21 protein-coding genes are annotated in these 24,208 nt (G+C 40.7%); 14 read left to right on the plus strand and 7 right to left on the minus strand.

The annotated features are described in order from the left end of the window. Positions 1-100 precede the first annotated feature (100 nt). A complete protein-coding gene (locus tag FD723_RS00800; protein ID WP_256875005.1) occupies positions 101-652 on the plus strand; it encodes an MFS transporter in 552 nt (183 codons plus the stop codon). 113 nt (positions 653-765) lie between these two features. Here FD723_RS00800 and FD723_RS00805 read toward each other — a convergent pair whose 3' ends face one another. Further along, positions 766-1,089 (minus strand): DUF1815 family protein, encoded by a 324-nt coding sequence (locus FD723_RS00805; RefSeq protein ID WP_179063659.1) that lies wholly within the window; start codon positions 1,087-1,089, stop codon positions 766-768. Between the two features lie 138 nt (positions 1,090-1,227). After that, the gene (locus tag FD723_RS00810; RefSeq protein WP_179063660.1) at positions 1,228-1,737 is read right to left on the minus strand and encodes a gluconokinase; all 510 of its coding nucleotides are present in this window, start codon (positions 1,735-1,737) and stop codon (positions 1,228-1,230) included. Positions 1,738-1,929: 192 nt separating this feature from the next. Between FD723_RS00810 and FD723_RS00815 the strand changes: the two genes are divergently transcribed. From FD723_RS00815 to FD723_RS00875, 13 genes are all read left to right on the plus strand, one after another. Further along, positions 1,930-2,958 carry a LacI family DNA-binding transcriptional regulator gene (locus tag FD723_RS00815; RefSeq protein ID WP_179063661.1) on the plus strand — a complete coding sequence of 343 codons (1,029 nt, stop codon included), beginning with the start codon at positions 1,930-1,932 and terminating at the stop codon, positions 2,956-2,958. A gap of 252 nt (positions 2,959-3,210) precedes the next feature. Then, on the plus strand, positions 3,211-4,638 hold the full coding sequence (gene uxaC / locus FD723_RS00820) for a glucuronate isomerase (RefSeq protein WP_179063662.1): 1,428 nt from the start codon (positions 3,211-3,213) through the stop codon (positions 4,636-4,638). Between the two features lie 123 nt (positions 4,639-4,761). Next, a complete protein-coding gene (locus FD723_RS00825; protein ID WP_179063663.1) occupies positions 4,762-5,589 on the plus strand; it encodes an SDR family oxidoreductase in 828 nt (275 codons plus the stop codon). 2 nt (positions 5,590-5,591) lie between these two features. Next, positions 5,592-6,860: a lactate racemase domain-containing protein gene (locus tag FD723_RS00830; RefSeq protein ID WP_179063664.1), complete on the plus strand. Its 1,269-nt coding sequence runs from the start codon at positions 5,592-5,594 to the stop codon at positions 6,858-6,860. Positions 6,861-7,056: 196 nt separating this feature from the next. Further along, positions 7,057-7,707: a dTMP kinase gene (gene tmk, locus FD723_RS00835; RefSeq protein WP_179063665.1), complete on the plus strand. Its 651-nt coding sequence runs from the start codon at positions 7,057-7,059 to the stop codon at positions 7,705-7,707. A 457-nt stretch (positions 7,708-8,164) separates the two neighbouring features. Beyond that, on the plus strand, positions 8,165-8,380 hold the full coding sequence (locus FD723_RS00840) for a bromodomain-containing protein (RefSeq protein WP_179063666.1): 216 nt from the start codon (positions 8,165-8,167) through the stop codon (positions 8,378-8,380). Between the two features lie 60 nt (positions 8,381-8,440). Beyond that, positions 8,441-8,992 carry an alpha/beta hydrolase gene (locus FD723_RS00845; protein ID WP_179063667.1) on the plus strand — a complete coding sequence of 184 codons (552 nt, stop codon included), beginning with the start codon at positions 8,441-8,443 and terminating at the stop codon, positions 8,990-8,992. Between the two features lie 98 nt (positions 8,993-9,090). Continuing rightward, on the plus strand, positions 9,091-9,630 hold the full coding sequence (locus FD723_RS00850) for an HdeD family acid-resistance protein (RefSeq protein ID WP_179063668.1): 540 nt from the start codon (positions 9,091-9,093) through the stop codon (positions 9,628-9,630). A 40-nt stretch (positions 9,631-9,670) separates the two neighbouring features. Continuing rightward, complete coding sequence (locus FD723_RS00855) at positions 9,671-9,934, plus strand: hypothetical protein (protein WP_179063669.1); 264 nt, start codon at positions 9,671-9,673, stop codon at positions 9,932-9,934. A gap of 12 nt (positions 9,935-9,946) precedes the next feature. Then, entirely contained in the window at positions 9,947-12,001 is a 2,055-nt protein-coding gene (locus FD723_RS00860; protein ID WP_179063670.1) for a family 10 glycosylhydrolase, read from the plus strand. Positions 12,002-12,340: 339 nt separating this feature from the next. Further along, on the plus strand, positions 12,341-13,426 hold the full coding sequence (locus tag FD723_RS00865) for a PotD/PotF family extracellular solute-binding protein (RefSeq protein WP_179063671.1): 1,086 nt from the start codon (positions 12,341-12,343) through the stop codon (positions 13,424-13,426). 70 nt (positions 13,427-13,496) lie between these two features. After that, positions 13,497-14,390, plus strand: coding sequence for an ABC transporter permease (locus FD723_RS00870; protein WP_179068976.1), 894 nt, complete (start codon positions 13,497-13,499; stop codon positions 14,388-14,390). A gap of 237 nt (positions 14,391-14,627) precedes the next feature. Beyond that, positions 14,628-15,353, plus strand: a complete 726-nt coding sequence (locus FD723_RS00875; protein WP_179063672.1) for a Uma2 family endonuclease — start codon at positions 14,628-14,630, stop codon at positions 15,351-15,353. A gap of 22 nt (positions 15,354-15,375) precedes the next feature. Here the strand turns inward: FD723_RS00875 and FD723_RS00880 are convergent, their stop codons facing one another. The 5 genes from FD723_RS00880 to FD723_RS00900 all read right to left on the minus strand — a co-directional run bounded on the left by FD723_RS00880 (position 15,376) and on the right by FD723_RS00900 (position 23,781). Next, complete coding sequence (locus FD723_RS00880) at positions 15,376-18,987, minus strand: hybrid sensor histidine kinase/response regulator (RefSeq protein ID WP_179063673.1); 3,612 nt, start codon at positions 18,985-18,987, stop codon at positions 15,376-15,378. Next, complete coding sequence (locus FD723_RS00885) at positions 18,984-19,364, minus strand: four helix bundle protein (RefSeq protein ID WP_179063674.1); 381 nt, start codon at positions 19,362-19,364, stop codon at positions 18,984-18,986. Before FD723_RS00885 ends, FD723_RS00880 begins: the two co-directional genes overlap by 4 nt. 31 nt (positions 19,365-19,395) lie before the next feature. Next, positions 19,396-22,704 (minus strand): GAF domain-containing protein, encoded by a 3,309-nt coding sequence (locus FD723_RS00890; RefSeq protein ID WP_179063675.1) that lies wholly within the window; start codon positions 22,702-22,704, stop codon positions 19,396-19,398. 116 nt (positions 22,705-22,820) lie between these two features. Further along, positions 22,821-23,294 (minus strand): chemotaxis protein CheW, encoded by a 474-nt coding sequence (locus tag FD723_RS00895; protein WP_179063676.1) that lies wholly within the window; start codon positions 23,292-23,294, stop codon positions 22,821-22,823. Between the two features lie 124 nt (positions 23,295-23,418). Then, positions 23,419-23,781 (minus strand): response regulator transcription factor, encoded by a 363-nt coding sequence (locus tag FD723_RS00900; RefSeq protein WP_179063677.1) that lies wholly within the window; start codon positions 23,779-23,781, stop codon positions 23,419-23,421. Positions 23,782-24,208: the final 427 nt, after the last annotated feature.

Raw genomic sequence — 24,208 nt, forward strand, 5'->3', positions numbered from 1 at the left:
ACAAAGCACTGATGCGATCGCTAATTGTCATTTCGGTAGCGGCAACCTTGTACCACTGCGATCGCATCATAACTCTGTAACATCAAGGAATATGCTCATAGTGTCATTTTACAGTCAACGCTTTACCCGAACAACCTTTGTGTTGTTTGGTGCGATTTTGATAACTTTATCCCTACTAAGAGCAAATTACGCTTCTTTGAGTCTATTGATGGTTTTGTGGCTAATGGCTGGTTTTGGACAAAACTGTGTGAACTTACCCACCCAAACTTTGATTGCAGATCGTATTCCCCGTGATGCTCAAGGACGGGTTTACGGCGCACATTTTGCTTGGAGTCACTTGTGGTGGGCAATTTCTTATCCGTTGGCTGGGTGGCTGGGAAGTAAATTTCCTGAAGGTGAATTCCTGTATAGCAGTTTAGTTGGTTTAGCACTGCTGGTTGTGGTGCAACTTACCTTAAAGCCTCCAGTCGATGAATACGAACACGTCCATGAAAATATGTGGCACGAACACTCACATATTCACGATGAACATCATCAGCACAACTATCACCAGGAAATACTAGAGTCAGAGCCACATACCCATCCTCATCAACACAGATTAACGCGCCACTCTCACTCTTACTTTATTGATATTCACCACCCTACAAGATAGAGTATTAACTAATGATAAAAATAGTTAAAAAACAAAATATAAGCTGATGTTTTGTCTTACATATATGTGCAAAACCTATGTTAATCTTGATGTCGGACTCTGCCAGCACAGTATCAATTTTTTAATTGTATGGCAGTGGGATACTTGACAATATTACCTAACTCTTGTAGTTGGTTTATCGCTTCTGCACCTTCCAACTTCATTAATTCGCGATCGTCCCACAATTCCATCCAAGTAATTCCGTAATCAGACACTAAAAATCGAATCAGGTGCTTTTCTCTGAGGCTAACCATAAATGAAGCACTCTTCATTTGGTCGCCGCATGTATAACATGACGCAGTATAACCATGCCGTTCAAGTACAATTGTCAAGGCTTGCAGGCTCATTACCAAGTCTTGAACGAATTCTCGATGTTGTTGCGCTAATCTTAAAAACACTAGTTTTCTCCTACCACTCTAGTTAATGTGGTTACTTTGATATCTATTTAGACTTACATCTGATGTGATTTAGTTGCCAAAAGTTCATGTTTTCGTAGATACGTGATTAATCTTAATATTACGGTTGTCACCGATAAGCTAAATTTCCAAAGCTGTTCTAATATTTTGGACAATTATCTGGGGTGGCTGTGCAACATCAATACATAGAGCGTCTAATGGTTCTTCAAGAGTATAAAACTGGCTGTCGAGCAGTTTTTCACTCATATAATGATTGCTGCGCTCTTGTAACCGCATTTGAATCAACTCATAAGACCCTTTGAGGTAAACTAGCTTGATGCGATCGCCCTTGGCGTTGGCGGAGCCATCGCTATCCAATACCAAAAATTGCCGATAGCTATCTTTTAAAGCCGAACACGCCAGCACCACATTTTTATTTTCTTGTAGCCAGTGTTTAATAGCTGTTTGCAAATCTTGTAACCAAGGCATCCTATCAGCTTCACTCAGAGGAATAGCACACCGCATTTTCTCAACATTCTCTGGCGAGTGGAAAGAATCAGCATCACTAAACTCCCAGTCTAAGGAGTCTGCTAGCAGTTTTCCGATGGTAGTTTTCCCAGAACCAGATACACCCATTACGATAATAATCATTTTTTTTCTTAATAAAAGTTTAACTAATTCGGAATTTGTAGTTGTAATTATGAACAGAGGTAAAATTCAGGACTTGTAAATCCTTTCCATCTAAAATGTGAGTTGTATTAAAATCTCTTGACAAATAACGATTATTTTCTATAATACATACAAATGCACACGTGTGCAATATTTAAAAGCTAAGATAAAATAATGAATAAACGAAGAATTTCCATTGAAGATATTGCCCGCAGGGCAGGCGTTTCTCATTCTACAGTTTCACGCGCTTTGCGAGATAATGCTCTAATTAGCCCGAAAGTGCGAGAAGAAATTAAGCGACTGGCGCAGGAGATGAGCTATGTGCCAAATGCTATTGCTCAAAGCTTGCAAAATAAACGTACTAATACCATTGGTGTGGTAGTAACTTCAATTTCAGATCCCTTTTTTGCAGAGGTAGTAGAGGGAATCGAGAAGATAGCCAGACCAGCAGGATTGAGTGTTTTATTAAGTGCTTCACACCGAGATTTTGATCAGGAAATGGCAGCTATTGATACTTTTCATCGCCGTAGGGTGGATGGGATCTTAGTAGCCGACTCACGAATTAGTAAGCAGCATATCAAGCAACTCACACAAATTGCTGTGCCAACGGTTCTGATTAATAGCCAGACGGAAGATCAATCGGAAATATTTCACTCAGTAGAAATAGACGATCGCTTAGGTGCTAAGTTAGCTACAGAGCATCTAATTAGTTTGGGACATACTGCCATTGGTTATCTGGGTGTAGGCGATCGCAGCAGGTCAAATAAGCAGCGCCTAGAAGGATATCAAATGGCCCTTGCGGAAGCTGGTATCCCACAAAATACTGATTGGGTTTCAATTAGTGATGAATATAATATCAGAAGAAGCGATGTTGCCACCGGGCAAAATATGCTTGCTAAACTATTGGTTGCGGAAGTTACAGGCATCTTTTGTTACAACGATATGGTAGCAGTTGGCGCTTTGTTAGCCTGCCAAGAATTAGGTATTTTAGTACCGCGAAATTTAAGTCTGGTCGGATTTGATGGTATTGCTTTGGGCAATTACGTTACGCCGGCGCTGACCACAGTTAGTCAGCCAATGTTAGAAATTGGTGGTTATGCCATGCAAATGTTACTCGATTTAATAGAAGAAAAAACTGTGGAAAACCGTGTTTTATCTCCTTTTCTAGTACAGCGTGGTAGTAGTACTAAATTAATCAAATAATTTCATACTAATTTGTTGTGAAGACGCAGTTAATTATTAAACGAACAGCCAAGTACGCCAAGAGGGAAAGAGTAGGCTGTTTATCAAGAAGGGGAAGGGGGAAAGGTAAAAACCGTACTGCGTCCCGCTCCGCTAACGCCCGCAAGTGGGGCGACCTGTTCATCCCTTTCCCCTTTCCCCTTTAACCTTTTCCCTTTTTTTATCATTCTTATTTGCACTCAGCAACACTAAAAATTTTAATCGGACAAAAATATGTTAACCAAAAAACCGAGTTTATCTCCCGATCGCTGTTTTTCTCCAGAACCACTTCAAAGACGACTAGCTCATCAATTTTTTGATAGCATATCTGCGTTACCTCTAGTTTGTCCACACGGACACGTAGATCCAGCTTTGTTAGCTAATCCCGCAGCTCGTTTTGGTTCACCAACGGAATTACTAATTATTCCTGACCACTACCTTTTGCGGATGCTATACAGTCGGGGTGTATCTCTGCAAGCTTTGGGCATACCTACTAATGATGGTTCTTCTGTAGAAACCGACCACCGCAAAATTTGGCAATTGTTCGCTGACCATTTTTATCTATTCCAGGCTACTCCCTCTGGGTTGTGGTTGAAAGAGGAACTAACTAACGTCTTTGGGGTGGATGAACCTTTAAATTCTCGTAACGCAAGATATATCTATGATTGTCTAGAAGGTTTGTTAGCTTTACCTGAGTTTTCCCCTCGTGCTTTATTCAAACGCTTTAACATCGAAGTGCTTTGTACTACCGATGCCGCCAGTGATAACCTAGAGAATCAGCGATCGCTCCACGAAGAAGGTTTTACTCAAATTAGACCAACTTTTCGTCCCGATGCAGTGGTTAATCTGGATGCTCCTGGTTGGCGCGAAAATCTTAGCAAGTTAGAAAGCACTATCGGTAGAGAAATTAATACTTATGCCAATTTTGTGCAAGCTTTAGAAGAACGTCGAGCTTTCTTTAAAAGAATGGGCGCGACAGCTACCGATCAAGGTGCAGCTACACCTTATACCACACGCCTTTCTGAGCAAGAAGCTGAAGCTATCTTTGCAAGAGCATTAACCGGCAAGCTGAATCCAGGTGATGTGGAAAATTTTACCGGTCATATCTTCATGGAAATGGCGCGGATGAGTGTGGAAGATGGCTTGGTAATGCAAATGCATTGCGGTGTGATGCGTAACCATAACCCGGCTTTATTTGAGAGATTTGGAGCTGATAAAGGTGCTGATATTCCCGTAAAAATAGAATGGACTCAAAATCTGCGTCCGTTGTTATCAGCTTATGGTAATGATCCGCGCTTCCATCTAATTATTTTTGGTATGGATGAAAGCGCTTATAGCCGCGAGATGGCTCCGTTAGCTGGTCATTATCCTACTGTATTGCTTGGGCCGCCTTGGTGGTTTCATGACAGCGTAAATGGTATGGAGCGTTATTTCAATCAGGTAATGGAAACTGCGGGAATTTATAATACTGCCGGATTTAATGATGATACACGGGCTTTTGTTTCGATTCCGGCTCGTCATAATGTGTGGCGGCGGGTAGCTTGTAATTGGTTGGCTGGATTGGTTGCGCGGGGATTGGTTGAGGAGGAGGAAGGGTATGAGATGGCTCGTGCTTTGGCTTATGACCTCGCTAAGGTTGCTTATAAGTTTGAGGGGAATTGAGGGGGAGTTTAAACGCAGAGGGGAGGCAGCGCGTTGCGGGGGTTCCCCCCGTTGTAGCGACTGCCGTCGCGCGGAGGGAAGCGCAGAGGTACGCAGAGAATTTTACTAAGTGGGGGAATCATTTTGATTTTAAGTAAACTTTTTAGCTTGAAGGAGCGGGTAGCGGTAGTTACGGGTGGTTCTGGTGTGCTTGGTGGGGCTATGGCAAAGGGTTTGGCTCTGGCTGGAGCGCGAGTTGTAGTTTTGGGTCGTAATGAAGCACGGGCGGGGGCGATGGTGGCTGAGATTACTGCTAATGGTGGAGAAAGTATCGCTGTGGTGGCAGATGTTAGCGATCGCTCCCAATTAGAAATGGCTAGGGATGTTATTATACAGCGTTGGGGTGAAATAGACATCTTGGTAAACATGGCTGGTGGTAATATTCCGGCTGCCACAATTACTGCTGATGCGACTATTTTTGATATGCCACATACAGCCTTTGAGGAAGTAGTTAGCCTCAATTTAGTTGGGACTCTATTACCTTGTCAGGTTTTCGGTCAAGCAATGGTGGAAAGAAGTCAGCCCTACGGTTGCATTGTGAATATTTCTTCTATGTCTGCCATTCGGGTAATTAGTCGGGTGGTTGGCTACTCAGCTGCGAAAGCGGGGATAGATAACTTTACTCGCTGGTTAGCTGTAGAACTCGCCCAAAAGTATGGTGATGGAATGCGAGTAAATGCGATCGCACCAGGTTTTTTTATTGGCGAACAAAATCGAGATTTACTCCTAAATTCTGATGGTAGTTTAACCGTTCGCGGGCAAAAAATTATTGACCATACCCCCGCCGGACGTTTCGGAAAACCAGATGAATTACTCAGCACCTTGATTTGGTTATGTAGTGCTGGTTCTAGTTTTGTTAACGGGGTAGTTGTACCGGTAGATGGTGGATTTAGTATCTACAGTGGAGTTTAATCATGTATTCACTGGCTGTAAATAAGGGGACACTTTCAGATGAGCAAGTTTCTGGGCTAGTTCATCAAGCTTTGGCAGATCCTAAGTTAGATGGACAGCGCATCTTGGTGTTAATTCCAGATAGTACCCGCACTGCTCCCATCCCGCAAATGTTTCGATTGCTTTATCAGGAGTTGAATAAAAGAGTAGCGGCTTTGGATTTTTTAATTGCTCTGGGTACACATAATCCTATGAGTGAAGAACAGATTAATCACTTGGTAGGAGTGACACCAGAGGAACGAAAGACAACTTTTAGAAAAATTCACATATTTAACCACCTTTGGAATGAGCCAGATACCTTTATTTCTTGTGGAGTAATTTCGGCAGACGAGATAGCAGAAATTAGTTCTGGAATGCTGCATCAGTCAGTTGATGTGCGGATTAATAAGCTGGTAACAAAATACGATTTGATCGTGATTTGTGGCCCGGTTTTCCCCCATGAAGTTGTCGGTTTCTCTGGTGGAAATAAATATTTTTTTCCTGGGATTGGTGGTCAAGAAGTAATTAATCTCTCACACTGGTTAGGTGCTTTAATCACCTGTTATGAAATTATTGGTACGCTGGGAATAACACCAGTCCGGCGTTTGATTAACCGAGCAGCTAACCTGATTTCTACCCCAAAACTTTGTTTGGCGATGGTAGTCGCACCCAAAACAAATCAGTTAGCTGGACTTTATATAGATGAACCAGAATCAGCCTGGGAAGTCGCTTCAAAATTATCAGCTAAACTGCATATTAAATATGTAGATCGGCCTTTTAAACAAGTGCTTTCAGTCATGCCCCAAATGTATGATGACATTTGGACAGCAGCTAAAGGTATGTACAAGCTAGAGCCAGTAGTGGCCAATGGAGGGGAGGTAATTATATATGCTCCTCACATTACTGAGTTTAGCTATACACACGGCGAAATCTTATCCGAAATTGGCTATCATGTGCGGGATTACTTTCTCAAACAGTGGCATAAATTCCAAGACTATCCTGCTGGAGTGTTGGCCCATAGTACTCACTTAAAAGGAATGGGTACTTTTGATCCGATAAAAGGAGAACAAGCGCGGATTCGTGTTACTTTAGCTACTGGGATTTCTGCTGAACGCTGTGCTGCTCATAACTTAAACTATCGTGACCCGGCGACTATTCAACCCACAGAATGGGCTAACCGAGAGGATGAAGGTATATTGCTTGTGCCGAAAGCTGGCGAAATACTATACCGTCTCAGTTACGGCAATTTGTGAGACAACTAAATCATAAACGCGATAAATCGCCGTCTCTACAAGTGTTTTGGTCATTATCTGAACTGTATCGAATCATAGACTGCGATATCTACGATGGGCTACGTCTACGCAATTACAGTTTAAGATTTTACACTTCGCGCTATTCTTGATCTGATGAAACGTCAGCGAATCAGTTTATTGCAGCGAACAAAAAAGCATGGGTGGGAAATTAATTGTATTTGAAGGGGTGGAAGGCTGTGGCAAAACCAGCCAAATGCAGCTTTGTTCTGAGTGGTTGGAAAGTCTCGGTGTTTCTGTAGTGGTAACTCGTGAACCAGGGGGAACAGAGTTAGGTGTACATCTTCGCCGCTTGCTACTAGAAAAGTCAGAAGATAAACCAGTTGCAGAAGTGACAGAACTCTTATTGTATGCTGCTGACCGATCGCAACATGTTGAACAAGAACTTAAACCAAATCTCGCAGTTGGGAAATATATTTTATGCGATCGCTACACTGACTCTACCATTGCCTACCAAGGATATGGTCGCGGTCTGAATATCAGTTTAATCAATCAGCTTAATAATATTGCCACTGGTGGTTTAGAAAGCGACTTAACTATTTGGCTAGATGTTGATGTCGAAGTCGGACTTTCCCGCAAACTCTCAGACCAAGTAGGACTAGACCGTATTGAACAAGAAACAATCGCTTTTCATCGCCGCGTTCAGCAAGGATACGCACATTTAGCAGCATCCCATCCCTCACGAATTGTTCGGGTAGATGGCAGCTTGAGTAAAGAAGCTGTACAACAGGTAATTCAAGGAATTTTGCGCGTACAGCTAGCTGTACTTGGCGATTTAGGACAAAATTGAAGAAGAACAGGACTTACGCAAACAATAGCCGAAACCCTATTTTCAGGTAGGGGCAATTCATGTAGACGCGAACGCGAGTGCGTCTCCAAGAGTTGCGGCTTCCCGCAGGGTATTGCCCCTACCGCGTGTACTTTTGCGTAAGTCCTAAAGAATTCAGAAGAACGATCGCAGTTCATGACCATACTAAGATTTGCGATCGCTCTCAGCGCTACTCAACATAGTAGCTGATGAACGATCGCAGTTCATGACCATACTAAGATTTGCGATCGCCACTCATAAGTATTTGCCCGTATATTAATGTATTAAATATTGTAACGTGAAGTATTCTTACTCTAAGATGTTAAATTTATACCCTCTGGATCAGCCTCTTCAACCCATAGCAGGAGTATCACTTTCCATTCAGCGCCTACGATAAAGAACAAAGAAATAAAATTGCAATATATCTGCCTTTTAAGTTATGGACTGGAAGTACAGGTGGAAAAATGGCTATCGACCAAGCCGAGATGAAGCGGCAAAAAACCCTCACTTATTAGATGAGAATCAGTTCGAGAACGAGCAAGACCGAAAGCTGGCGGAAGATTCTGCAAGGAAGCATTTGGGCGTGCCTGCACCAACCTTAGATGAAGATAAGTCAATACTACCTCATGCTGTTTCGCCTGATGAAAATGTTTGATACTAAGATATAGGTATTTTTTGCCTATATACGCTCCGCACCATTATAAAGTTAGACAAAATGCAGATTTATCCACTTTTCAATCGATTAAACAGTCGGAAATTCGCTAAGTTACTCACTCAAACAGTAGCTTTAGGCGTAGGTGCTATTGTTCTATTCTCAACCACTAATGCTAATGCTGCCGAGCAAGTTATTTTAAAGTATGGTACTTTTCAGGGGCAAATATCTGTTGAAGAATTAAGTCAGTTTACAGAGACAGGCAAGACTACCCCGACATTAACAGCTTATTTACAGGCAGCCAAACAAGATCCTGCATTAGCTCGTAAGGCACTGAAAGCACCAATCAAAGCCGATCCTGGGTTTTTAGATAGCTTACTATCTAGTTGGGCTGGGCCAATTTTAGTAAACCAAATTGGTGAGGTAGTTCATCCTCCCGCAGGACAACTAGATCAACAAGCGTTGCGAAGCGCTTTAAGTGCATCTATTAAACAAAATGGTCAAGTTACACTACTTGGAGCCATTCAGAATTATCCAAATACTTCTGTTGAACTTGAAGGCGATCGCCTCATCTCTGTTTATGAGCGTCTAAGCAGGCTTGCAGAACTTTTGTAAGTTAATACCGGCGAGTCTACCTATGGGTTATACCCTATGACTAAAAAATTCCCTAACCTAAATTTAGAGTTTAATCTGAGCAGAGGGAAAAAATTTCTATGACAACCGATATTTCTAGAGATACTAAGAAGGATATTAATGGATCGCTGATAACTGGTATTCTCCTGAGTATTTTAGGGGTGATTGCGATCGCAGTGCCTAACTTCACCACCCTATTCGCCGAAACTTGGATTGCCGCGATTTTGATTTTCGCCGGATTTACAAAACTAGTGTACGCCACTCAAACCCGCGATCGAGGAGGTTTTATTTGGAAACTTCTATTAAGCGGACTTTATATTGCAACAGGCATAATGTTGTTTGTTTACCCTTATACAGGTGTTCTCACCCTAACTCTGTTGCTTGGTACTTTCTTGCTAACTGAAGGCACATTCGAGTTAATTCTGGCATTTCAGTTACGCTCCCAAAACAACTGGACGTGGATACTAGGTGATGGCATTATTACGCTAGTCTTAGGTGCAATGATTTGGTTTCAGTGGCCTTTCAATGCGCCCTGGCTTCTTGGCACACTAGTTGGTGTCAGTATTATTTTCACCGGCATTTCACGCGTAATGCTGTCATTGAATGCGCGTTCTATTTGAATGGGGATTGGGGACTGGGGACTAGAGAACAATTTTCTGAATGCCTAATCCCCAGAATACTTTTCGATTAAGGTTTTTTGATGAAAATTTTAGATCGCTAAAAGATGCAATAAATCATCACAAAGACGCGATAAATCACCGTCTCTACAAAAGACTGATTATTGTAGAGACGGCTATTCATCGCGTCTCTTGCCTTAACCGAATAGTATTACCCAATCCCCAAAAAAGTTTACAAGACATTGCAGCAGCGATTGCCAACAAAATTGCTAGATTAACTAAGGAAATCAAAATCAAGGCCAGCTAGCTGCAATCAACAATGGTATCTATTGCTACTCCATTCTCGGATATTCAAAACCATTGGGCACGCTCATTTATTACAGCCTTAGCCCAACGTGGTATTGTCAGTGGATTGCCTAACGGCATCTATCGCCCCGATAACTCTGTTACCCGCGCTGAATTTGCTGCCATCATCGCTAATGCATTTGGGACAATTTCCAAGAAGCGGCAATATGTCCCTTTTGTTGATGTACCTACTAATTATTGGGCAGCAGCCGCCATTCAAACAGCTTACGAAAAAGCATTTCTTAGTGGGTTTCCTGATAAGACTTTCCGTTCCGCTAACCGAATTACGAGAGTAGAAGTTTTAGTTGCTTTGGTAGGAGGTTTAGAAGTTGCTACTAAGGTAAAATCTGACCTCCTCTCACAACTTTCACAGATTTACCAAGATTCTGTTCAGATTCCTGAGTATGGTAGAAATCAGGTAGCTATTGCCACTAGCGCGGGATTGGTGGTTAGTTTCCCAAATATCAAATTACTCAATCCCAATCTCGCAGCCACCCGTGCAGATGTGGCAGTGATTATTTATCAAGCTTTGGTGTATTTAGGTAAGGCAGAAAAAATTGCCTCTAGTTACCTAGTGCAGCCGCCAATATCAACGCCGACACCGATACCGACACCCGTCCCAACACCCACACCTGTCGGTAGCGTAAAGGTAAATCATAGCCGGGAATTCCGGGGTGCATGGGTAGTATCTGTGTGGAATGGTGATTGGCCTTCTAAAGCGGGACTTCCTGTTGCCCAACAAAAAGCTGAACTCACCGAGATTATTACTAAATTACAAGCGTTAAACTTCAATGCCCTCATTTTCCAGGTGCGGCCAGAGGGTGACGCTTTATATGAATCCCAATTAGAGCCTTGGAGTGCTTGGATTACCGGGACTCAGGGAAAAGCACCAGAACCATTTTATGACCCTTTAGCGTTTGCGATCGCAGAATGTCATAAGCACAATATTGAACTCCATGCTTGGTTTAACCCCTACCGCGCTAGCACTTCCACTGACCCAGCCAAAACAGTCCGTCCCCACATAGCAGCTACCAATCCAGAAAGCGTTTATTTGTGGAAAACTCAACGGTGGATGGACCCAGGACTGAAAATAGTTCAGGATAGAGCGTATAACGTAATCATCGATGTAGTGAAGCGCTACGATGTTGATGGCATTCACTTAGATGATTATTTCTATCCATATCCTATTGAGGGACAGTCTTTCCCCGATGACAAAACTTACGCTGCATATAAAGCAGCTGGTGGTACTCTCAGCCTTGGCGACTGGCGACGGGACAATGTTAACAAAATGGTACAGCGCCTCTACCAGGGAATTAAAGCAACCAAACCCGACGTTAAATTCGGTATTAGTCCCTTTGGAATTTATCGCCCCGGACAACCCGCTGGTATTACTGGATTAGATGCTTACAACGTGCTGTATGCCGACTCGAAAAAATGGTTAGAAGAAGGCTGGATTGATTATATCGCGCCTCAACTTTACTGGCGCACAGATCAACCACAACAAAGTTATCCGGCGTTACTACAGTGGTGGACACAGGTAAACACAAAGCAAAGACACGTTTACGCTGGTAACAATTTAACAGAACCAAGCAACAAGAGTCGAGAGAGTGATGAGATTGAAAAGCAGGTGAAAATTAGTCGTAGCCAAGCTGGACAGTTGTCACTGGGTAATATCTTCTTTAACCTCAGTGTTTTGACAGAAAATAGTCAGGGAATTGCTGATAAATTTCAAAGTCTGCTTTATAACAAACCTGCGTTACCGCCAACTTTGCCTTGGCAAGATACAACACCACCCCCTCCACCCATTGGACTACAAGTTAATAACCGCAAACTGAGTTGGCAGCCTGGAGATAATCAGCCAGTTCGTTCTTGGACACTTTATCGACAAACTGGCGATACTTGGACAATTGGGCGAATTTTGTCTGCTGGCACAACCTTCGCTACCGTCCAACAAGCCGGAACCTATGCCGTGTGTGCGGTGGATAGATCGGCCAATGAGAGTGTGGGAACAGTTATTACAGTGAGTTGAACTGGGGATTGGGGATTGGGAAGATAAAAGGGAAAAGGGAAAAGGTTAAAGGGGAAAGGGGAAAGGGATGAACAGGTCACGCCACTTGCGGGCGTTAGCGGAGCGGGACGCAGTACGGTTTTTACCTTTCCCCCTTCCCCTTCTTCATAAAGATAGCGCTTCTCAGTTGAGTGCAATACAGACCTAATTCCCAATCCCCAGTCCGACAAAGGTAAATTATTAACAGTTGCACAAGTATATACACTTAAGTTAATGTTTAAGCTGGCTATGAACATTGCAATTAAAAACATATCTAAAATCAATTGGCAACAATACAAAATATGATTGACTATTAACTTAATGACTAACAGACGCCAATTTTTAAAAGGAGTGGCAGCACTTTCTGGCTTATCTTTAGCTGGTTGTGGCTGGAGGCTGGCTGAAGTACGTGCTAATTCTAATACGAATAGTCAGCGTGACCAACTTTATATCTTTACCTGGACACAATATACTGACAACCAATTATTGAAAACCTTTAGCACCCAAACTGGCATGAAAGTGCTAGCGGATGTGTATGATTCTAATGATGTCATGCTGGCTAAATTGCAAGCTGGAGGCGGTGGCACTTATAGCATCATCAACCCATCTGATTACATGGTGCAGAAGATGGTAGACAAGGGTTTGCTAACAGAAATAAATCACGATCGCTTAATCGGTCTAGAGAATTTATTTCCCCGATTTCAGAATCCTAGTTACGATCGCAATAACCGCTACAGTATCCCTTTTAACTGGGGGACAACAGGTTTACTTTACAATTCCGAAAAAATTAAAGATGCACCACAAGACTGGGATTACCTTTGGCAAAATCAAGAGCAACTTAATCAGCGGATGACTTTGCTTAATGATGTTCGAGAAGTTATGGGTGCAACGTTACGAATGCTAGGTTATTCTTACAACTCTAAAAATGAACAAGAAATCAAACAAGCTTATGAGAAATTGAAGGTGCTAAAACCTGCGATCGCACGTTTTGATACCGACGCTTGGCAAAATCAAATCCTGGCAGGGGATTTAATACTAGCAATGTGTTATTCAGCAGATGCAGTGAAAATCTCTCAAGAAAACCCTAAACTAAAATATGTGATTCCTCGCAGTGGTTCTTCATTATGGACAGACACTATTGTAATTCCCAAAACAGCCCCCAACAAGGCTGGAGCCTATGCTTGGATTAACATGATTTTACAACCAGAAATAGCAGCCCAAATTAGTCAACGCCTAAACATTTCTACACCGAATAGCGCCGGATTTGAGCAATTGCCAAAAATAATCCAAAGCAATGTTAATTTGTTTCCGCCAGAGTCACTTTTAAAAAATTGTGAACGTGTTGCTCCTGTACAGGAATTTGAAGAGGTTTACGATCGCTATTGGACTCAATTAACCAGTAGCTAAATAAATTTTGGATTTTAGATTTTCAATTCAATCCAAAATCCAAAATCTAAAATTAACAGGGTTAGGAGTGATTAATTTGGAAAAAAATAATATTTCTAAAATAGAAGAATTGCATCGCCCACAAGTAAGTTGGCTACAACCCTTGGTATTACTTGCACCATCTGGGATTTGGTTATTACTTTTGTTGGTGTTGCCAGCTTTGATAATCTTCGAGTTAAGTTTAGTTGCAGATATCCGACCGGGAGATATAGTTAATCCCAACGGATTCAAAAACTACATCCGAATATTTGACTCTCTTTACCTGCAAGTAATTGGGCGATCGCTATTTTTTGCGTTTGGCACTACAATCATTTGTTTAATTTTGGGCTTCCCCGTCGCCTATTGGATTGCTCAGATAGCGCCGCAACGTTGGCGAAATTTACTGTTATTAGGCTTTGTCCTACCTTTGTGGACTTCTTCGTTACTCCGCTCTTATGCTTGGATTACCATTCTTCGTCCTACTGGCTTATTGAACGGTTTATTCAGCAATTTAGGCTTACCTACTTTGGAATTACTGAACAATAGTCAAGCCGTATTAATTGGCATGAGTTACAGCTTGTTACCATATATGGTTTTGATTTTATATGCCTCTCTCGAAAAGTTAGACAAGCGGTTACTAGAAGCGGCGGCTGATTTAGGTGCAAATCCTGTGGAAACTTTTTTCCAAGTAACTGTACCGCAAATTTTTCCCGGAATTGCGGCTGCTTCCATGCTTGTATTTATCACAGGTTTGGGGGATTTTGTCGATCCAGAATTACTCGGTGGTGCTTCTAGTATGACGGCGGCGCGGTTAGTTTATAACCAGTTTCTTGGAGCAACGCAAAATTGGGGATTTGGTTCAGCCTTGAGTATGACGTTAATTTTACTTGTTAGTATTGCGATCGCACTTTTAATTAAGTTTGGTGAAGTTACACCCAAACGCTAAACTTTCCGTCACCGAATTTTAGATTTTGAATTTTAAATTTTGGATTGAAAAGTCAAAATCTATCTTAGAGAGTTTGCTCAAGTACGCAGAGCCGATCGTGCAACTTTCCCCAAAAATGAAATAGGTTTGAACGCAAACAGGGTTTCGCACAGAAGCAATCTAAAATCCAAAATCCAAAATCCAAAATTGTTTAGCCCATTTATAATAAAGGCATCAAACGCCAGCGAGACAACGGTTATGCTCTCACCCGATCTCAAAAATGCGTTACCGACGACTGACGAACTCCCTTGTTCAGACGATACGCCAGTGGATAACGAAGACCAAAACTTTTTGCCCAATATTTTACTCTTCTTACTCAACTCCATTTGGGCAAATCGCATGGATTGGTATTTTGGAGTAGATATGGGAGTGTATCACACTACAGGAGTAAATCCCAGAGTAGCTGTAGTGCCAGATGCTTTTTTAAGTGTGGGAGTAGAACGAAAAAAGGGAGGCAAATCACGCAAAAGTTACGCGGTTTGGGAAGAAAATGGGATAGTTCCAATATTCACATTAGAAATGGTATCGCACACCCCAGGGGGTGAATACGACGAGAAGCTAGATATATACAGAAAACTCGGTGTACTGTACTACGTAATTTATAACCCTGAGTTTTGGCGACGCGATCAACATCAACCCTTTGAAGTGTATAAGTTGATCGATGGAAAGTACCAACTACAAATAGGTGAACCCTATTTGATGCCAGAGGTGGGGTTAGGTATTGGGCGACACCAAGCTGTAATTGGCGGCATACAACAGGAATTTTTATGTTGGTATGACGAGCAAGGAAAACGTTATTTGACAGATGCAGAACAGTTACAACAGGAGCGATCGCTGGCTGAACAAGAACGACAAAGGGCTGAACAATTATCCCAGTATTTACGTTCTATAGGTGTAGATCCAAATAATCTACCTGGTAGTTAAGGCGATGGCATTTCTAAAAATATCAATGATTTGCCACTATGAGTAAATTGTCTAAACCATCTGTCTTACTGTTAATTAACTCCTTAATTTTAGAGATAAACTCATGCTCTAAAAAAGGCTTGGTCAAGTAAGCTTTTGCACCCAATTCTTGGGCAAGTTGGCGATGTTTTTCAGCGCTACGAGAAGTGAGAATCACCACAGGTATTTTTGCTAAGTTTGTGTATTGACGGAAATTGCTCAATAACTCAAAACCGTTCATTCGTGGCATCTCTAAATCTGAGACGACAATTTGAATCTCAGGATGTAACTGTAACTTTTCTAGAGCTTCTACACCATTTTGAGCTTGTATTACTTGATAGCCAGCTTTTTGCAGAGTGAGAGAAAGAGTCTGTCGGAGACTAATTGCGTCATCTACTACTAAAACAACTTTTGGTGATTTATGATCTGGCCCTTGAGAATAAGTTGGTTGGGTTTCTATGGTTTCTATAGTTGTTGTGGAAGTCGATGCAGCAAGTAGTGGTGTAGATGAAAAACTATGTCCTGATATTGGCAAGACTTTTTGATTTGTGGAAGAAGCTGAAGTGACTGGTAGCGCTCTGATATTAAGTGTTGTTTGTTGGATATCGCTAGATTTTACTAGCAACGAAGCATCAATGATTAAGATGAGATTGCCATTAGCTAAACTACTACAACCATAAATGTATTTTGGCGGTGCGATCGCATTTCCTAAAGGTCTAATTACTAGTTCTTGTTCACCAATTATTTGGTCAACTTCTAAAGCAACCTTTCCCTGATTTCGTCGGAGCAAAAGCACAGGATTTTTCGCTACGCTTGAGTCTTGAGTATTTGATGTATTGTATGGAGTAGTACTATTCAAGAATGAATCATTATAATCAATCAACTTTGAAAGTTGACGGAGGCTAACCATAGTCTCATCATTGTCTGTGTTCCAAAGTAAGACTTTTTTACCTTCAATTTCTTTAATCTGTTGTTCAGAGGGAATCACTATTTTTTCAATACTGTCCAAAAGCAGACCATAAACAACACCTTTGGCTTGAACTAGCATTAACTTTTCTGTAGTCATAGAAAAAGGGATTTTGAGTGTGAATATTGTTCCTTGGTTGGGTAAAGATTGAACGGAAATAGAGCCGTTAAGCGCGTGCATCTGAGTACGAACAATATCTAAACCCATCCCACGCCCAGAAATTTCACTCACTTTATTAGCAGTAGAAAATCCCGGCGAAAATATCAAATCTAAAAGTTCAGATTCAGCTAGATTAGAAGCATAAGCTCTAGTTTTTTCTTCAGTTTGTATGGGATAAAATTCAGCAGCTTTTCTACGAATTCTGTCTAAATTTAGTCCCTGACCATCATCACGAACTTCGATAACAGTTTGGCTACCCTGATGATAGGCGCAGATTTCGATTAAACCTTGTTCTGGTTTAGCCAGCTGTCGGCGCACTTGTGGAGTTTCAATCCCGTGGTCAAAAGCGTTACGTACTAAGTGTAACAAGGGATCATAGAGCTTTTCTGCGATCGCTTTATCTACCAATACTTCACTACCAGTAAGTTTCAATTCTACAAGTTTGGCATGAACATTCCCCAACTTATTTACCATGTGGGGAAAGCGATTCAGGATATTGCCCAAAGGCGACATTCGTGCTTCTACTAAGCTATCTATAATATTAAGAGTTAAATTCTCTTGTTTGTCACTAATTTGAGCAGCTTGCGTCACGAGCAAGTCAAGAGATTCTGTAGTTTCTTGTAGTTGCAGTGTCTCTTCGATTGCTTCATGCAATGTCAGATGAAACTCTGTATATACATCCATTTCCAAAGAGTCAAAATTCACTGCAAAACTTTGCGTTTCTTGTGAAGTAATATTTTGTATTTGTAATGGTAAATCACGTAACTCATTTAAAGTTGTTTGATGTCTATTGAGTTGCTTGATTAATTGCTCAATTATTTCTTTGATTTGTTCATCTTGCAAACTACGCCGTTTTTGGTAAATCAGCAATTCTCCTGCTAGATAGTTGAGGTGTTGCAGTCTTTCTGTATCTACCCGAATAAATGAAGGTTGGCGAAAATTTTTAGTTTGAACATACTGTGATTGATCTTCTATTTCTTTATTGATTTGTGTAGAAATATCAGGCATGACTTCAATAGCTGTTTCAGGAACATCTGCAACTAACTGCTCACTGACAGTTAAAGAATCATTAGTCTGAGTCTTCACGACTTCAACAGCAAGATTTTGATTAGCTTCTTCTCCCCAGATTGCTTCTAGTAAGTTATCAGTTGCTTGAGATATCTCTTTAATAACTAACAGTGTTTGTAACTTAGGACTATCCAACCAATTTTTTTCTTCGCCAGTCACAGGAGGATAATTTTTATACTCTTTTGCTAATTTATAAATTTGATGTTGTAATATTTTAATTCCTGAGAGGTAGCTGTCAGATGGTTTCAGAGAATATTGAAATTTTGCAGCTGCAAATAGGATGATTAAGATGATCCCACGTCGATAAATACAAAGACTTGGGCTATCTTCTTCATCTTGAACAAAATCGAGAAAATGTTTCAGCCAGGTTTCGATGTAATTAAGTAGACTTTTTCCCTCTAATGTGGGAACCAGTAATGTCAAATTAAGTTCTGACTCTGGGATTTGCATCTGGTGATTAAACCAGCCAAAAATGTAGCGAATTACTTTTAAATAAAACCTAGCAGTTGTGGGGTTAACTGATTCATTTCTATTGTTATCAGATGTCGTGAGAAACTGGTAAAACTGTTCTTCATTGATGATATATATACCAGGATACGAATTATTTGGTAATTCTTCAGATAGCTCATTACTTACCACTGTTGCGAGTTTTCGTAAATCTGGAGAAGGTTCTCCACCAGATGTGCGATCGCCTTTTAGTACCAATTCTTGTGCTTTTTGTAAATCTGCAAGAGCAATTTCTGCAATTTGCCTTACCTGGGTGGGATTTGCTCGCAATGCTGACAGAATGCTTTGGGCAATTTCTCCCAATCCAGGTAAATTTAGAGATTCTGCCAAGCCAAAAAATACCTCGCCTTGAGACTGTAAAAACTCAATTAATTCAGCATCACTAGGTAGATTTTTAACAGCGTCAGTAATACTATTTAAACGTTGTTCTACTCCCGTTTCAAAAACCGACTGCACAATATCAAATCCTAATTCTTCAGAAGTGGGAATCTGAGAGTCAGCACCAAAAGCATCACCCAGTTTTTCTTGTAACTGTGAAAATACTGAAGTTGCCCGATGGATAAGTTCTTGGTCGTTAACAGTACTACCTATTAGCTCAGTATTTAATGCAATACTCAGACACTCATAAGCTTGTAATAAAAGTGTTTGTAATTCAGCATCAACTACAACTTTTGGATTATAGAGAGCCTTAAATACATCTTCTAAAAAATGGGCAATCATCTTAATTACTTCTAGCCCAACATTAGCAGCACCACCTTTAAGTGTATGAGTAGCTCGCATTAAGTTGTGAATTTTAGCAGTACTATAACCTTCTGACAAGCTAAATAGTTCTTGTTCAATAATTTGAACTAATTCTGGGGCTTCAGCCAGAAAGTAGATGTATCCTTGTTCGCGGATTTCGCTATCTGTAATCATATTTTGGATTTTAAATTTTGGATTTTGGATTTGTTACGTAAAGTTTTAATTGATGCAACTATCATTGCAAGAATTTCGGTGTTTTCTGACATCAAATTGCTCACTTTTTCCAGTCGTAATAAACCAACCTCAACAATAAGTTCCATCCAATAAAGACTTTCATCGGCTTCTTCCTCCACCAAGCTGAGTTTAGCAATGACATCGGCGGTTGACTTACCACGACAAGCTGACCGATAGTTAGCTCCCACAGATGTTGCTGAACGGATTAGCTGCTTGCCAATTACATCTGCCGTTCGGCTCTGCGGAAGAGCTTCTACTAAGCGGATTACTCGCAATGCTAGCTGCTTTGTTCTCCGCTTAAAATCCTCCTCATTCATAATCCAAAATCTAAAATCTAAAATCTAAAATTTATTTGACTTTAAATTTATCGGCAGTTGTTAATAAGTCTTGTGCCATTCCTGATAAATCTTGGAACACATTCGCAATTTCTTGAGATTCAGCAAAAGTTTTATTGGCAATTCCGGCGACATCTTGCATTGATTTAGTTACTGTGACAGATTGCGCCATTTGTTTTTGAGTCGCTGCGGTAATTCGCTCGATTAGCTGACTAATTTCGGCAGTTGCAGAAACGATCGCATTTAAGTTTTGGCGAGTGTCACTGACAAGATTTGTACCTTCCACTACCTGCTGAATACCAGTTTCCATTGCTACTGCAACTTCCCCAGTTTCTGCTTGAATCTCTTGGACTAATTTTTCAATTTCGATGGTTGCTGCTGCTGACTGGCGAGATAAAGAACGGACTTCATCAGCTACAACTGCAAAGCCTTTGCCATATTCACCGGCACGAGTGGCTTCAATGGCTGCATTCAGAGCCAGTACGTTTGTCTGTGTAGCAAAATTACCAATCAAATTCACCACTTTGGAGATTTTTTGCGAAGATTCACTGAGGCGTTTAATCTTTTTGCTGGTTTGAGCAACCGTTTCGCGAATTCCTTGGATGGCTTTTACAGTCAGGTTCATGGCAGTATCGCCAGACTCGACAGTTCGATTGGCTTGTTGCACTGCTAGTTGCACTAACTCTGCATTGGCCACTACAGCTTGAGTAGAGTCTGCCATCTGTTGAATGTCACCTAAAGCTGCGGTAATTTCCTCAGATTGTTGTTGCGCCAGATTGGTCAATCCTGCTAGTGAAGCCTCGCTATTGCTAGAAGTTTGGGCAACTTGTTGAGCAGCTCCCTGTACTTGAATAACGATTTGCCGCAGCGCTTGTAAGGTATTATTGTAAGCGTCAGCGATCGTGCCTAGCTCATCTTCTGTAATCGGTGCGCGTACTGTTAAATCGCCGTTGAGAGCAGGTCTAAGGGCTTTTAAGAGTTGAATAGATCGTTGTTGTAGTAACTCCTTGGCTGCCTTTTCTCGTGCTGCTGCTTCTGCTAATTTTGCTGACTGCGCTTGTACTTGTTGCAAATACTCGGTATGTTGTAATGCTAGTCCTAGCTGGCTACCAATCCGTGCTAACAAAGTGACTTCCAATTCTTCCCAATCACGAGCTCCCGAATTTTGATAAGCTGCCAGCAATCCCCACAATTGTTCACCAGCAAATACAGGAACAATTACATAAGCTTTGGCTTCAAATTGCTCTAAAACTTCAATATGACAAGGAGAATGACCTACCTGATAGATGTCATTGACAACAAAATTTTCTCCTTGGGCGTATCGACCTCCCTGAGTTTCTTGTAAGTGGGTATCTTCCCACACGGTTTTAATATCGGGGCCTACCAGTTTTACCCAAAGATGACCTGCGGACTCTGCGACAAATTCACCACTCCAGTTAGGGTTGAAGCGATATACGGCGACGCGATCGCATCGTAGTAATTGTCTGACTTCTTGAGCGGTTGTTTTGAAGATTTCTTCGACATCCAAAGATTGCCGGATGCGGTTACTAATTTTGGTGACAGCTTTCTCTTGTTCCGCTATCTGAGCTAGTTTCTCAGATTTCAATCGCACTAATTCCAAATAATCTATTTGTGATTTAGCTAGGCTAAATTGCAAGCTAGTCTGAACCAAAAAGTTCACTTCCCAGCTTTGCCATTCACGAGAGCTAGAATTTTGATAAGCTGCTAGCAAGCCCCACAATTTATCTCCGAAGAATATCGGAACAATGATGTAAGCTTTGGCTTCAAACTGCTCTAAAATCTCAATATGGCAAGGAGCTAACCCTACTTCATAGATGTCATTAACGATAAAGTTTTCACCTCTGACATACCTACCTCCCTTAGTTTCTTGCAAGTAAGTATCGTCCACAACAGTTTTGATATCAGGGCCTACCAGTTTTGTCCAACCATTACCCACAGACTCAGCCACAAATTCGCCACCCCAGCCAGGGTTAAAACGATAGACAGCGACGCGATCGCATTGTAGTGATTGACGCACTTCTTGAGTGGTTGTTTTGAAGACGCTTTCTACATCTGAAGATTGTCTGATACGGTTGACTATCTTGGTGAAAACTTTCTCTTGTTCAACTATTTGAGCTAGTTGGTCAGATTTTGTTTGCACTTGTTCGAGATATTCCCCTTGTGAGATAGCTACACCAAATTGCAACCCAATTTGAGTTACAAAGGTTTCTTCCCAAGGTTGCCAATCACGAGGCCCAGAATTTTGATAAGCTGCCAGCAAACCCCATAATTTTTCTCCAGCAAATATCGGTGCAATGATATAAGCCTTCATTTCATACTGCTCTAAAATGTCAATGTGACATTGAGCATGGCCCGTTTGATAAATGTCATTGACTACAAAGCTTTCACCATTGGCATAACGTCCTCCTTGAGTCTCTTGTAAGTGGGTATCTTCCCAGACCATATAAAAATCAGGGCCGACCATTTTTACCCAGCCATTACCCACTGACTCAGAGACGAACTCGCCACTCCAGTCAGGTTTGAAGCGATAGACACCGACGCGATCACATTTTAGTAATTGACGTACTTCTTGAGTGGTTGTTTGAAAAAGCTTATCGACATTTGATGCCCGCAGAATTTTGTCGACGACTTTAGATACTGATTTTTTTGCTAGTATCCGCTGCCGCTGTTCTTTTTGGAATTCAAAGCTCTGTAATTTGTAAGTCAGTTCTGTTGTAATTTGAGACAGTAGACTAATTTCTACTTCTTGCCACTGTCGTGTTGAGTAGCAATTATTTACTGCTAGTAAACCCCATACTTTACCTTCTACTACAATCGGTAAACTTAAACTCGCTTTAATTTGAAATTTTTCTAGAAGTTGCTTTTGATAAGGGGTAAGTTGAATCTGATTGATATCATCAATAACTACAGGTTCTATATAGTCTTGGTTAGTATATAAGCCAAAAATAATTCCGGGAATATTTTCGCCTAAAGTTGGTGTCCAACCTAGTGTTCTGGATTCTGCTAAAACATTACCTGATTCCCTAGAAGTAAACTGATAAATTAAGGCGCGATCGCAGCCAATCTTTTCTCTAATTTGCGCTACAGTTATTTTGAGTAGTGTATCAAAATCTGGTGCTTGGCGCATGTGGGTTGCAATGTCTTGTAACTGTCGCCGCCAAATTTTAAATTCCTGAGCGATCGCATTTAATAAAGATATTTCATTACTAGCAATATTCGCTATATTAGCGTTACCATTCTGATTTTCTAATTCAGAGATTAGAGGCTCACTATCATGGCTGTTGTTATACAAGAATGTCATTTGATTTACCTCAAAAAATGTGATGGGTAATAATTTGATATGTGGCAGGTAAGAATGCTATGGTATTTGCTCATTAATGATTAGATTTTTTAACATACCTAATCATTCCTAAATACTCAATTATGAATCCTCCATATTGGAGCTTGGATAATAGTTGTAGCATCCAAATTTAAAATCATATCCTCCGAATCATTAATAAAATATCCTTGTAAAAAAGGTGATATTTTAGGATAAAATAATTCCGCCGTTGCTGGCTTCATTTCCTTACTATCCAGCCATTCAATATCTATAAGTTGTCGCACCAATAGTCCTAAATACTTGCCCTTATTTTCCAGAACAATCGCCATCATTTTAGAAAGCAAATTTGGCCCTTGCGAAATTGGAGGATAACCTAACATTGCTTCTAAATCAACCAACCAAAGCATCTCACCACGCCAGTTATAAATACCCAAGACGCTACTTGGCATCTGAGGAACGCCACATATTTCTGGTAATGATACTTGCAAAACTTCTGTAATGTGTTGTAACGAGATTACGGCTGTATCACTTGCTCCCAAATTAAAACTTAAAAATTTTTCCTGGGTTTCCAAAGCTATTGATCCTTTGTCCTTGATGATTTATCTTGCACCACTATTTGCAGTTCTTGCTTGTTCTTACAGAGGTTCTATTTGATAAACAGTGACTTCTAGTATTTGTTGATTTATGAAATTTGTACTAATTAAGTAATCGCTTTAAAACTACAGCTAGTTCTTCTCGATCAATTGGTTTTGATAGATAACCATCAGCGCCTAACATATTACCCCAAATTTTATCTACATCACTATTTTTTGTAGAGCAAAAAACCACAGGTATGTTGCTAGTGTCAGGATTATTTTTTAGTTCTCGGCAAATTTCAAAGCCACTTTTACCTGGTAAAATTACGTCGAGAAATATTAGATCTGGCTTGTTTTGATCTATTTTATCTTGAGCCTCTTCACTGCTGGTAGCGCTAATCACAGAATAACCTGCCTGTTGCAAGTAACGGCTGATTATTTCCATATCTGTTAAGCCATCTTCAACAACTAAAACAGTATTCATGGCAATTACTCGTTAACTTCTTCTCAAAATGTAAACAAAACATATAAATCCTAAATGATTACTCAAACAAGACATGGAAGGGACTAGAGACTAGCCCTAACCCCTTTGTCCTAACCACTATTTCACAAATCAAATAGGACTGCTATAAATACAAAAGAATGTATTTGTTTAATTTTGATTCAATCTTTATATATCAACCTCAGAAAAAGTACGTAATCAATACAAATTAATATATATTTAAATATAAGATAGTTTTATCACCGAATTTTTGATTGCAGACTAAAAATTTAAAAATACCTGAAAGCAAGCGAATTTAAACGCAAGAATAAATCTTTAAATTCAAAATTAATTTATATAGCCAATGACTTGATGACTGGAATCAATCTAAAATCTAAAATTGTTTTACCTCAATAATTTAATTTTTACT

The sequence above is a fragment of the Nostoc sp. C052 genome (assembly GCF_013393905.1).
Lineage (GTDB): Bacteria > Cyanobacteriota > Cyanobacteriia > Cyanobacteriales > Nostocaceae > Nostoc.

Coding starts and splice junctions, on each gene's coding strand:
- FD723_RS00810 (WP_179063660.1), bottom strand. CDS start 1,737: ATGATTATTATCGTAATGGGTGTATCTGGTTCTGGGAAAACTACCATC.
- FD723_RS00815 (WP_179063661.1), top strand. CDS start 1,930: ATGAATAAACGAAGAATTTCCATTGAAGATATTGCCCGCAGGGCAGGC.
- uxaC (WP_179063662.1), top strand. CDS start 3,211: ATGTTAACCAAAAAACCGAGTTTATCTCCCGATCGCTGTTTTTCTCCA.
- FD723_RS00830 (WP_179063664.1), top strand. CDS start 5,592: ATGTATTCACTGGCTGTAAATAAGGGGACACTTTCAGATGAGCAAGTT.
- tmk (WP_179063665.1), top strand. CDS start 7,057: ATGGGTGGGAAATTAATTGTATTTGAAGGGGTGGAAGGCTGTGGCAAA.
- FD723_RS00840 (WP_179063666.1), top strand. CDS start 8,165: ATGGACTGGAAGTACAGGTGGAAAAATGGCTATCGACCAAGCCGAGAT.
- FD723_RS00845 (WP_179063667.1), top strand. CDS start 8,441: ATGCAGATTTATCCACTTTTCAATCGATTAAACAGTCGGAAATTCGCT.
- FD723_RS00850 (WP_179063668.1), top strand. CDS start 9,091: ATGACAACCGATATTTCTAGAGATACTAAGAAGGATATTAATGGATCG.
- FD723_RS00855 (WP_179063669.1), top strand. CDS start 9,671: ATGCCTAATCCCCAGAATACTTTTCGATTAAGGTTTTTTGATGAAAAT.
- FD723_RS00860 (WP_179063670.1), top strand. CDS start 9,947: ATGGTATCTATTGCTACTCCATTCTCGGATATTCAAAACCATTGGGCA.
- FD723_RS00865 (WP_179063671.1), top strand. CDS start 12,341: ATGACTAACAGACGCCAATTTTTAAAAGGAGTGGCAGCACTTTCTGGC.
- FD723_RS00875 (WP_179063672.1), top strand. CDS start 14,628: ATGCTCTCACCCGATCTCAAAAATGCGTTACCGACGACTGACGAACTC.
- FD723_RS00880 (WP_179063673.1), bottom strand. CDS start 18,987: ATGATTACAGATAGCGAAATCCGCGAACAAGGATACATCTACTTTCTG.
- FD723_RS00885 (WP_179063674.1), bottom strand. CDS start 19,364: ATGAATGAGGAGGATTTTAAGCGGAGAACAAAGCAGCTAGCATTGCGA.
- FD723_RS00890 (WP_179063675.1), bottom strand. CDS start 22,704: ATGACATTCTTGTATAACAACAGCCATGATAGTGAGCCTCTAATCTCT.
- FD723_RS00900 (WP_179063677.1), bottom strand. CDS start 23,781: ATGAATACTGTTTTAGTTGTTGAAGATGGCTTAACAGATATGGAAATA.